The sequence below is a fragment of the Corynebacterium sp. genome, assembly GCF_012837295.1.
In the GTDB taxonomy this organism is placed as follows: Bacteria; Actinomycetota; Actinomycetes; order Mycobacteriales; family Mycobacteriaceae; genus Corynebacterium.
The window spans coordinates 1-10,341 of record NZ_DURI01000321.1 but is presented as its reverse complement, the minus strand read 5'-3'; the positions used below and the strand labels follow the sequence as shown (position 1 = coordinate 10,341).

The window sequence follows — 10,341 nt, the reverse complement described above, 5'->3', positions numbered from 1 at the left end:
GTGGCCGAGCCCGCCCCCTTTTCGGGCTCTTCGGGCCGGGTGCTAGAAGCGCGGGTGGTCGCCGCGCAGCGTGGCGCGCTCCTCGTCGCCCTCGGCCGCGCGGACGACGCCGAGCTCCCACGCGCCGATGTGGCGGGCGGTGAGCATGGCCAGGGCGCGGTCGCGGTCCTCCGGCGCGACGACGGCGACCATGCCGACGCCCATGTTGAAGGTCTTCTCCATTTCCTCGCGGGACACGCGGCCCAGCTCGGCGATGGTGCGGAAGATCGGGCCCGGGGTCCAGGTGGCGCGGTCCATGTCCGCGACGAGGCCCTCCGGCATGATGCGGGCCATGTTGCCCGCCAGGCCGCCGCCGGTGACGTGGCAGAAGGTGCGGACCTCGGACTCGGCCATCAGCGCCAGGCAGTCCTTGGCGTAGATGCGGGTCGGCTCCAGCAGCTCCTCGCCGAGGGTGCGGCCGAAGTCCTCCATGTGCTCGTCGAGCGGCAGGGCCGCGTGCTCGAGCAGGACGTGGCGGGCCAGCGAGTAGCCGTTGGAGTGCAGGCCGGAGGAGGCCATGGCGATGATGACGTCGCCTTCGCGGACGCGGTCGGGGCCGAGGAGCTTGTCCTCCTCGACGACGCCGACGCCGGTGGCGGAGACGTCGTACTCGTCGGGCTCCATGACGCCCGGGTGCTCGGCGGTCTCGCCGCCCAGCAGGGCGCAACCGGCGTCGATGCAGCCCTCGGCGATGCCGGAGACGATCTGCGCGACGTGCTCGGGCACGACCTTGCCGATGGCGATGTAGTCCTGCAGGAACAGCGGCTCGGCGCCGCAGACGACCAGGTCGTCGACGACCATGGCCACCAGGTCGCGGCCGATGGTGTCGTGCTTGCCCATCGCCTGCGCGACGGCCAGCTTGGTGCCGACGCCGTCGGAGGCGGCCGCCAGCAGCGGCTTCTTGTAGTCGCCGAGCGCGAAGAGTCCGGCGAACCCGCCGAGCCCGCCGCGCACCTCGGGCCGCGTCGCCTTCTTGGCGATCGGGGCGAACAGCTCGACGGCGCGATCGCCCGCCTCGATGTCCACGCCCGCTGCGGCGTAGGACGCGCCGGTGTTCTGGTTGTCGGTCATGTCCGCTTCTCGTCTCCCGCTAGAAATGTCGGTCGGTGTTGATTGGGTGGTGCTTGGGTGTTCGTGGTGAAGGACCCGGATGCGCCGTCCAGCGTATCCGGCCCGCTTCAGGCCTGGGCGGCCTGCATGCGCGCCACGGCTTCCGCGTTGGCGTCCCCGGCGGGCAGCCCCAGCGGATACGCGCCGTCGAAGCACGCCCGGCACAGGTCCGCCGGCGCCTGCTCGGACGCCTCGGTCATGCCCTCGACGGACACGAAGCCGAGCGTGTCGGCGCCGATGGCCGTGGCGATGCCCTCGACGATGTCGCCCTCGGGCAGACCGTTGGCGATGAGCTCGCCCGGCGAGGCGAAGTCGATGCCGTAGAAGCACGGCCACTTCACCGGCGGCGACGCGATGCGCACGTGCACTTCCGCGGCCCCGGCCTCGCGCAGCATGCGGATCAGCGCGCGCTGCGTGTTGCCGCGGACGATGGAGTCGTCGACGATGACCAGCCGCTTGCCGGCGATGACCTCCTTCAGCGGGTTGAGCTTCAGGCGGATGCCCAGCTGGCGGATGGTCTGCGACGGCTGGATGAACGTGCGGCCGACGTAGGCGTTCTTGGTCAGGCCCTGCCCGAAGGGGATGCCGGATTCCTGGGCGTAACCCACCGCGGCGGGGGTGCCGGAGTCCGGCACCGGGATGACCAGGTCGCCCTCGGCCGGGAATTCGCGCGCCAGCTGGCGGCCGAGCTCCAGGCGCACCGCGTTGACGGAACGCCCGCGGATGACGGAGTCCGGTCGCGCCAGGTAGACGTACTCGAAGATGCAGCCCTTGTGCGCGGTGTCCGCGAAGCGGCTGGAGCGCACGCCGGAGGCGTCGATGGCCACCAGCTCGCCCGGCTGGATCTCGCGGACGAAGGAGGCGCCGACGATGTCCAGCGCGCAGGTCTCGGAGGCGACGACCCAGCCGTTGGCCAGCCGGCCCAGAACCAAGGGGCGCACGCCGTGGCGATCACGGGCGGCGTACAGGGTCTCGCCGTCGGTGAAGGTCAGGCAGAAAGCGCCTTCGAGGCGCGGCAGCAGGCGCAGGGCCGCGTCCTCGACCTTGGTGCCGGTCGGGGCGTGCTGCCCCTTGCCGGCGGCATCGCGCTCGGCGGCGATGAGGCCGGTCTCGTGCGCCAGCAGCGCGCACATGATGTCGGAGTCGCTGGGCAGGTGATCGGAGAGGTCGACGAGGCCGTGTCCCGCGGCTTCCTCCGCCAGCGCGACGTGGTTGATCAGATTGCCGTTGTGCCCCAGGGCGATGTCCGTGCCGTCCGGCGCCATGCGGAACATGGGCTGGGCGTTCTCCCACGACGGCGCGCCGGCCGTGGTGTATCGGGTGTGCCCCACCGCGATGTGCCCCTTGAGGGCGTCGAGCGACTGCTCGTCGAACACCTGCGACACCAGGCCCAGGTCCTTGAACACCAGGATCTGGTCGCCGTCGCCGACCGCGATGCCGGCGGCCTCCTGGCCACGGTGCTGCAATGCGAACAGCCCGTAATAGGTGAGCTTGGAGACGTCTTCGCCGGGCGCCCAGACGCCGAACACTCCGCACTCTTCGCGGGGCGGCTGCTCCCCGAGATCGTCGAGCGGGGATGCGGGTGACTGGGATGACGCCGGGACGGGGGAACCGTAGTTCAGAGTATCGGCCACGCCGACAAGGATAGTCGCGCCGCCGGGCCGCAGACCAAACCGCCTCCGCCCCCTCACCCCAACCGGCACACCGGCAGGTGCCCGGACAGCTCCCCCGCCCGGGTGCCGGAGACGTCCATCGATTCCCCGGGCTCCTCCCCCGCCCGCTCCCGCGCCTCGTCGAATCCCACCAGGCCCAGCGCCAGCCGCAGCCACGTCCGCGGCGTCACCTCGACGACGTTGGGCGGCGTGCCGCGGGTGTGCCGCGGCCCCTCGATGCACTGCACCGCCACGAACGGGGGCACGCGCAGCTCCACGCTGTGCCCGGGGACCTCCTCCGCCAGCATCCGCGCCGACAGTCGCACGGCCTTGGCCACCTGGGCGCGGGCGGGCCGCGGGGACGCCGGGCCGTCGTCAAGCAACCAGCCCACCACCGCCGCCAGGGCGGCCCTCAATTCCACCGGGTCGACGTTCTTGGCCATGCCCGCATTATGGTTGACGCCATGCCTTCGCCTTCGGTGACCCTCCGCTTCCTCGCCGCGCCCACGGACGTGCTCATGGCCGGTTCCAACAGCGTCCACGGCGGCCGCGTGCTGCAGTGGATCGACAAGGCGGCCTACGCCTGCGCGACCGGCTGGTCCGGCGAGTACTGCGTGACCGCCTACTTCGGCCACATCCACTTCGACCGCCCGATCCCGTCGGGCCACATCGTGGAGGTCCGTTCGAAGATCGCGTACACGGGCCGGACGTCGATGCACATCGTCAACGAGGTGCTGTCCCGCGACCCGCGCGAGGGCGAGTTCACGCGCGCCGCCGACTGCCTGGTCATCTTCGTGGCCATGGACGAGAACCGGAAGCCGACGCCGGTGCCCATGTGGGAGCCGACCACCGATGAGGAAAAGCGCATCAAGGAGGCGGCGATTTCCCGCTTCGACCTGCGCCGCGACATCGAGGCCGCCATGCGCGCCCAGACGTACACCGCCGAGTCGTCGGCGCCGGAGCTGGTCACGCGCTTCCTGGCCAAGCCGTCCGACGTCAACTGGGGCGGCAACGTCCACGGCGGCACGGCGATGGAGTGGATCGACGAGGCCGCGTCGGCGTGTTCCATGAACTGGGCCGGCCGCCAGACCATCGCCGTGTACGCGGGCGGAGTGCGGTTCTACAAGCCGATCCACATCGGCGATCTGGTGGAGGTCCGTGCGCGGATCCTGCGCACGGGCAACACGTCCATGCACATGAGCGTCCACGTCCATTCGGGCGAGCCCCGCAAGGGCCGCGGTGGCCTGGAGCTGGCGCTGCATTCGTCGATGACGTACGTGGCCATCGACGACGATTTCAAGCCGCAGCCGGTGCCGCATTTCCAGCCGACCACCGACGAGGACAAGCGCCTCCACGCCCACGACCTGGCGCTGAAGGAACTCCGCGACGCGCACCAGCCCCTGCCGCTGGTGGGCCCGATGGGCCGTGTCTAGCTTGGCCGGTTTTCGCTTGACGACGGCCCGCGCCGCCGTGATCGCCCTCGCGATCGTGGCGGCCGCCGTCTATTCGGGGTGGGTGCTGGAGTGGTTCCTGCCCAACGGGGTGGATCCGCTGCGGTCCTACGCGTCCGAGTTGGCCGCGCGCACCGAGCCGCACGGGGACCTGTTCGCGCGGCTGGACACCGTGTCGGGGACGCTGTTGGCGGTGTTGGGGGTGGCCTTGGCGGTGCTGGCCCGGCGAGCCGGCGGCGTCCGCGATTTCGCCGCTCCCGCCGGCCTGGTGCTGTGGGGCGGGGCGACGGTGGCCGATTCGATCTTCCGCATGCCCACCGTCACCACCGTCGGCCCGGGGGCGTCGGCGGCGCTGACGGAGGCCGAGAAGTCGGCGGTGCTGGTGCATTCGCTCTGCTCGTCGACGGCGGCCGTGGGCATGGCGCTGGTCGGCGCGGGGCTGTGGCTGATTGCGCGGGGCCGCGCCGGCCGCATGCTGGCCGGAGTGTTCCTGGCGTTGCTGGCCATGGTGGCCGTGACCTCCGGGCTCCACGAGGTCGGCGGCCCGAACCTGTGGCTGGGCCTGTGGCAGCGCCTCTCCCTGGCCGTCGCCGCGGTGGTGGTCGTGGCGGTCTCCGTCGCGGTGACGCCCGCGGGTTCTACAGCTCGTCGAGAAGCTTCTTGACGCGCTGATCGATCTCGTCGCGGATGAGGTTCATGCGCTCCTCCCCCTCGATGCCGCGGAGGCTGGGCTCGTCGACCTCCCAGCGCTCGACGTCGGTCTTCATGCCGTCGTATGCGGGGACATCCGCGCCGCCGACGACGATGACGCGGTCGGCGCCGCGCATGACGGCGTCGTCGATGGCCTTGGGCGTGCCGCCGGTCATGTCGGCGCCGATCTCGGACAGGGAGGCGGCGGAGCCGGCGTTGATCTTCGAACCGGGCTTGACGCCGGCGGAGAGGACCTCGACGTCGCGGCCGGCTTCGTCGGCGCGCAGGCGCATGATGGCTTCGGCCATCTGGGACTTGCCGCCGTTGGAGTTGCAGAGGAAGTAGACGGTGGGCGTGTCGGACATGGCCGCTCCATTCGGGGTGAGGTCGCTGATATTCGGGCCCGCCGCGCGGGCGCCCGCGCGCCCCAGATTACGCGGGGGTTAGATGGCCGTCGAACTGAATTTCCGGGGACTACGGTGGGGCCATGACATCCGATCAGTGCTGCTCCGGCACCGGCCTGCCCGACGCCGGGGAGTCCGGGGCAGATGGCCTCGCCGCCGGGTTCCGACTCCTCGGCGACCCCACCCGCCTGAAGCTGTTGGGCATCCTCGCCGGGCGCGAGTGCGATGACGTCTGCGCCTGCGACCTTTCCGACGCCCTCGAGCTCACCCCGGCCACCATCAGCCACCACATGAAGAAGCTCGTCGACGCGGGCATGGTCGCCGTCGAGCGCCGCGGTCGCTGGGCCCACTACCGCCTCCTGCCCGCGGGTTTTGCACCGTTGCGAGCGGCGCTGGAGTTTTAAGGGCCCGGCCATCGGCTCAGGCTTGACGACGGCAGGCGCCGACATCGCCCGCCGCCAATCACCGTCGACATGGTTCGCCTTCTTGTTCCATCTCACCTCATGGAACATTGGACGGTGTTGACGTTTCAGATGGTGCGAAAAGAGTCCGAAATGTTGCCTCATGTTCGATAGAATTGAATCGAACGCATGTACCATAAATGGTGAAGCAAGGCCGGGGGAATGGCCTGGTTTCGGGGCAGATCGGCGTCAGCGATCACATGCAGGACCGCTCTTCATCAGCATCGCACCACCGGGGGAATCGACATGGCCATCGACCATGACGCATCCGAAGAAAACAACCAGCCCGACCACGACGGCAACCGAGACGAGAAGGCCCCGCCGCGCAAACGGTGGGCCACCGAGCGCGACGAACCGGTGACCACCATCGGCCGCCACCGCAACATCATGGACGTCCACTTGTCTTTGGCGGTCGCGCCCGCCGGCGACGATGACGTCGATTCGCACGTCAACTCCGTCGGCACCCGCATCGGCGTGAGCAAGGGCCGGGCGACGGTCTACTGCGACGTCGGCACGATGCTGCGCCGCATGCCCCGCATCCTGGAGTTCTGCCGCTCCGGTGCACTGCCGCATGAGAGGTTGTCGACCATCGCCAAGTCCATCATCGCCGTCTCCGACGACAACCTTCCGGAAGTCGAGAAGAGGTTCCTCCGATACCTGCGCCCCAGGAAGGATTTTCAGGCGTTGCCCGGGCCCCGGGTCTTCGCCCGGGAGCTCCGCCGCATCGTCGAATCCGTCGAACCCATCTCCACCCCACCCGACGGCGATGAGCCCCAACCCGTCACCGGCGAGTCCTACGGCGTCGACAACGAGTACCCGGGCGATCACGGGTCGATGGAGGTCATCATGCGCAAGGACCGTTTGGCCGAATTCGACGCCACGGTCCGGGCGATCAAGGACGCCAAGGTCAAGGCCGGGGAAGATTGCTCATACACCGATGCGATGATCGCGATGTCCCGTGGCGACTTCGCGGGAGCCAAGGTCACCATGAACATCTACGTCGACGGTGACGCCGACGAAGACGACGTCCAAGTGTGGCTCGATGGCGCCGGCTGGTTGCCGAAGTACGTCAGCGAGGAATGGCTGGCACGTGCCGCAGTTGTCCGCCTCTCCGCCGACTCGCAGACGGGCGGTTACGCGCCGACGGAGGCGCAGAAGGCCCGTGTGCGCGGCCGGGACGGGCAGTGCCGGTTCCCGGGGTGCGATGTGCCCGCCCACCGGTGCCAGGTCGACCACGTGATCAACTTCAACCCCGATGCGGCGAAGAACCCGCTGATCCACGCCAACGACCGGCACCTCCTTCCGCTGGGCGTGTACCTGGATTGGCTGAGCGGTGGCCAACCGAAGGGGACACCCGGGATGCGCACCGCAGAGGGTGCGGGTGCGGGGTATATCGCCGGCAATGACGCGAACAACCTCGGCGTGACGGCGACATGGAATCTGCAGTGCTTGTGCCAGCACCACCACAACCTCAAAACTTCCCGGCACTGGCATGCGCAGATGCACCCCGACGGCTCGGTGACCTGGTCGGACCACACCGGTGAGGCGAAGGCGACGACAGTGCCGCACGGGCCGATCGCCCACATCAAGCGTCAGACGTTCGCCCAACGGGCGACGCGGTTGGCCTCGACGATCCACGGCGACAATCTGCGCCGGATGAAGGCCGAAGCCGACGCCGCCAAGGCAATGGAGCAGGCGGACATCGATGCGGCACTGCGCAGGCATGCCCGCGAGACCGCGAAGTACGAGGAGGAACTCGCGGAGTTCACCGCCGGCCCGCTCAACTCCGCCGATCCCGCAGTCGCTGCGGAAGCCCGGGCACTGGCGGACGCAGCTGATGACGGTTGGCCGAGCGTCGAGGATCCGACCTGGGATCCGGACAAGGAGACCTCGGACATGAAACGACGCGATGGCCGAAACGCCGCCGATGACACCACCGACGACATCTGGGCAAGTGCGCCGATGAAAAGGAACCCCGACATGATCGACGACGAATGGACCGAATGGAACCGAAAGTGCGCCGCCGGCGAATGGGAGGGGGTGGGGCCGGAAACCGGCTCCGCACCGGAACCCCAACCGGGAACGGTCTCCGATTCGAGGTTTCATCCGCACTCGGACAGCCTCCCCCGCTCCGTGTGCCGCCCCCACCGGCGGCGTGCGACGATCGACGCAGACCCGGGGTCCGCACCGGAGCCGCCCCCGCCGCTCGGCCCCCACCCCGACATCCCCTTCTAGGCCCGAGGTTCGCGAGCCGAGCGCGATGAGACACTCCCCCGCAGCAGGTACACGACCAGACCAATGGCAACGAGAACCAGCACGCCCAACACCACCCACAGATCAGTTACCGCACCCGACACGCTGGTCAGCCACTCCTGCATCGCGAATTGTTGATCAACCGTCGTCGCACCACCGAGCCCCGCGGTACCGCCGGTGACGATGAACAGCACGCCCAACACCACCAGCACCACACCGGCGATGAGCGACAGCGAATTCGTGCGCACCGGGCCGATCTGCACGGGCTTCGGGCGCAACCATGACCGGGACCCGAGGTCGAACTTCTCCCACAGCAGAGCCATGAGCAGAAGGGGCGCCGCCATGCCCAGCGCATACACCGCCATGAGCAAGCCACCCTGCACGGGCGAGCCACCGGCCAAAGCGACGGTCAGGATCGCTCCGAGCAACGGCCCCGAACAGAACCCCGCCAGCCCGTACACCGCACCGAGCACCGCGACGTTGAGGATCCCGGTCCCCCGGGCCGCGCCACCGACGCGGCCGCCGTCGACTCCGCCACCGACGCGGAAACCTCCGCCGAGCGCCGTGAACACGCCCAATGCGATCACCACCAGCCCAGCGATCAACGTGACGGTCGAACGATGAATCGTCAGCAACGAGCCGATCGCGCCGATGCCCGCGCCCATCGGCACCAGCACGGCGATCATGCCCAGGTAAAACACGACCGTGCGCTGCACGAGCTTTCCCACGCCATCGAAGGCGTAGGCGAAAAACGATGGCAACAGCAGCGCCGAGCACGGGCTGAGCAGCGACAGCAGTCCGCCCAAGAAAGCGCCCGCGACGCCGATGGATCCCACTCCCATGCGGCTACTCCGCCGGCTCGACCGGCGTCCGCAGGTGCTCCGGCAGCTGCGATTCGATGGCTTCGACGAACGTCTCCAGCGGCTGCGCGCCCACGATCGCGCCGGCGCCCACGATGAACGTCGGCGTCGAATTCACGCCGTACAGCGAACCCTCCTCGGCGTCCTTCGCGATCGCCTCGTCGAAGCGGTCCGACAGCATGTCCCCGCGGAACTTCTCCAGGTCCGGGATGCCGGCCTGCTCGGCGAAGGCCATCAGCGTCTGCTCGTTGAGGTCCGCATGCCCGCGCTCGGGGGCGGCGGCCATGACGACGCGGTGGAAATCGTGGAACTTGCCCTGCTCCGCGGCGGCTCGGCCGGCGCGTGCGGCGACCATCGACTCGTCGCCGAAGATCGGCATGTCGCGCCACTCGATGCGCAGCTTGCCGGTGTCGACGTAGTCCCGCACCAGCGCCGGCTCCATGTCGCGGGCGAACTTCGCGCAGAAGGGGCAGCGCCAGTCGGAATAATTGACCAGTACGACCGGCGCATTCACCTCCCCCATGGCCATGCGGTCGCCAGCGTCGCGGCGGGCGAGGAAGCTCAGGCCCTCATCACCCGAACCGGCGTCCGCATCCGGGGTGCCGCCCTGGCCGGATGCCGCATCACCGCCCGCATCGGTGGTCGCGGCGCTGTTCGCCGAGCCAGAGCCGGAGCCCGATCCCGATCCCGAGCCGCCCCACATCATGTATCCGCCGACGCCGATGATCAGCAGAACGACCACCACCAGCGCGATCACCGCCGGCACCATCCCGGGCGCGGCCTTGCTGCGGCGAGTGGTCGGGGTGTCGCTCATGGGATCTCCGGTTTCGTGTCTGCTCGGATACTGCTCGGGTACTGCTCGGGTACTGCTTTGCGACGGCCATCTCCCCGCCGTCCGCTTCATCATTCGAATGCGCCCCACGGTATCCCACGGGCGCACGAAAGTGGGGCCACCCCCTTCACGGGAATGGCCCCACTGGTTCGGCGAACGGCCGTCGCTACTCCGCCTCGACCACCGAGTTCGCACCCACGGCGTGGGCGAACAGGTTCGGCAGGGTGTCGCGCCAGGCGGACTCCGCCTCGGCGACGGGGATCTCGAAGGAGACCTCGCCACCGGACACGCGGATGACCTTCTCATCGTCGCCCGTCAGGACGCGGCCGATCTTCGCGAACGGCACGCCCACCTCGGCCGCGCGGGCCTCCAGCTCCGCGGTGTCGCCCTCTCGGACGGCCACGAGGGCGCGGGACGCCGACTCGGAGAACAGGGCCACGAACGGGTCGGCCGAGACGTCGTCAAGCGAAATCTCGATGCCGACGCCCGACTGGACCGCGGCCTCGACGACGGCCTGCGACAGGCCGCCCTCCGACAGGTCGCGCGCGGCGGTGGCGAAGTGCTCGCCGCGGGACTCGATGGTGCCGTG

11 protein-coding genes are annotated in these 10,341 nt (G+C 69.5%); 4 read left to right on the top strand and 7 right to left on the bottom strand.

Going from position 1 to position 10,341, the window contains the following annotated elements; translation table 11 throughout:
- Window positions 1-42 precede the first annotated feature (42 nt).
- The 3 genes from purM to GX015_RS10590 all read right to left on the bottom strand — a co-directional run bounded on the left by purM (window position 43) and on the right by GX015_RS10590 (window position 3,244).
- Entirely contained in the window at window positions 43-1,110 is a 1,068-nt protein-coding gene (gene purM / locus GX015_RS10600) for a phosphoribosylformylglycinamidine cyclo-ligase (protein ID WP_046650206.1), read from the bottom strand.
- Window positions 1,111-1,217: 107 nt separating this feature from the next.
- Window positions 1,218-2,783 carry an amidophosphoribosyltransferase gene (gene purF, locus GX015_RS10595; RefSeq protein ID WP_168938000.1) on the bottom strand — a complete coding sequence of 522 codons (1,566 nt, stop codon included), beginning with the start codon at window positions 2,781-2,783 and terminating at the stop codon, window positions 1,218-1,220.
- A gap of 53 nt (window positions 2,784-2,836) precedes the next feature.
- Window positions 2,837-3,244, bottom strand: a complete 408-nt coding sequence (locus GX015_RS10590) for a sterol carrier family protein (protein WP_291345022.1) — start codon at window positions 3,242-3,244, stop codon at window positions 2,837-2,839.
- Between the two features lie 21 nt (window positions 3,245-3,265).
- Between GX015_RS10590 and GX015_RS10585 the strand changes: the two genes are divergently transcribed.
- Both GX015_RS10585 and GX015_RS10580 read left to right on the top strand, forming a co-directional pair.
- Window positions 3,266-4,234 carry an acyl-CoA thioesterase gene (locus GX015_RS10585; protein ID WP_291345021.1) on the top strand — a complete coding sequence of 323 codons (969 nt, stop codon included), beginning with the start codon at window positions 3,266-3,268 and terminating at the stop codon, window positions 4,232-4,234.
- A 16-nt stretch (window positions 4,235-4,250) separates the two neighbouring features.
- Window positions 4,251-4,916: a DUF998 domain-containing protein gene (locus GX015_RS10580; RefSeq protein WP_291345019.1), complete on the top strand. Its 666-nt coding sequence runs from the start codon at window positions 4,251-4,253 to the stop codon at window positions 4,914-4,916.
- On the opposite strand, the gene GX015_RS10575 is transcribed toward GX015_RS10580, so the two are convergent.
- Entirely contained in the window at window positions 4,891-5,307 is a 417-nt protein-coding gene (locus GX015_RS10575; protein ID WP_291345017.1) for a low molecular weight phosphatase family protein, read from the bottom strand. The two genes, GX015_RS10580 and GX015_RS10575, sit on opposite strands and share 26 nt — an antisense overlap.
- A gap of 122 nt (window positions 5,308-5,429) precedes the next feature.
- On the opposite strand from GX015_RS10575, the gene GX015_RS10570 reads away from it, so the two are divergent.
- Entirely contained in the window at window positions 5,430-5,750 is a 321-nt protein-coding gene (locus tag GX015_RS10570) for a metalloregulator ArsR/SmtB family transcription factor (protein ID WP_168938002.1), read from the top strand.
- A 303-nt stretch (window positions 5,751-6,053) separates the two neighbouring features.
- Window positions 6,054-8,042: an HNH endonuclease signature motif containing protein gene (locus GX015_RS10565; protein ID WP_291345013.1), complete on the top strand. Its 1,989-nt coding sequence runs from the start codon at window positions 6,054-6,056 to the stop codon at window positions 8,040-8,042.
- Here the strand turns inward: GX015_RS10565 and GX015_RS10560 are convergent.
- From GX015_RS10560 to GX015_RS10550, 3 genes are all read right to left on the bottom strand, one after another.
- A complete protein-coding gene (locus GX015_RS10560) occupies window positions 8,039-8,866 on the bottom strand; it encodes a cytochrome c biogenesis protein CcdA (protein WP_291345012.1) in 828 nt (275 codons plus the stop codon). The genes GX015_RS10565 and GX015_RS10560 overlap by 4 nt on opposite strands.
- Before the next feature lie 40 nt (window positions 8,867-8,906).
- A complete protein-coding gene (locus GX015_RS10555; RefSeq protein ID WP_205908759.1) occupies window positions 8,907-9,734 on the bottom strand; it encodes a thioredoxin domain-containing protein in 828 nt (275 codons plus the stop codon).
- A 184-nt stretch (window positions 9,735-9,918) separates the two neighbouring features.
- Window positions 9,919-10,341, bottom strand: a 423-nt coding sequence (locus GX015_RS10550; protein ID WP_291345007.1) for an AIR synthase-related protein, incomplete at its 5' end; no start/stop codon positions are given.

Excerpts from the sequence above, each read along its gene's own strand:
- GX015_RS10565 (WP_291345013.1), top strand. The coding sequence starts at position 6,054 with ATGGCCATCGACCATGACGCATCCGAAGAAAACAACCAGCCCGACCAC.
- GX015_RS10555 (WP_205908759.1), bottom strand. The coding sequence starts at position 9,734 with ATGAGCGACACCCCGACCACTCGCCGCAGCAAGGCCGCGCCCGGGATG.
- GX015_RS10590 (WP_291345022.1), bottom strand. The coding sequence starts at position 3,244 with ATGGCCAAGAACGTCGACCCGGTGGAATTGAGGGCCGCCCTGGCGGCG.
- GX015_RS10585 (WP_291345021.1), top strand. The coding sequence starts at position 3,266 with ATGCCTTCGCCTTCGGTGACCCTCCGCTTCCTCGCCGCGCCCACGGAC.
- GX015_RS10575 (WP_291345017.1), bottom strand. The coding sequence starts at position 5,307 with ATGTCCGACACGCCCACCGTCTACTTCCTCTGCAACTCCAACGGCGGC.
- purM (WP_046650206.1), bottom strand. The coding sequence starts at position 1,110 with ATGACCGACAACCAGAACACCGGCGCGTCCTACGCCGCAGCGGGCGTG.
- GX015_RS10570 (WP_168938002.1), top strand. The coding sequence starts at position 5,430 with ATGACATCCGATCAGTGCTGCTCCGGCACCGGCCTGCCCGACGCCGGG.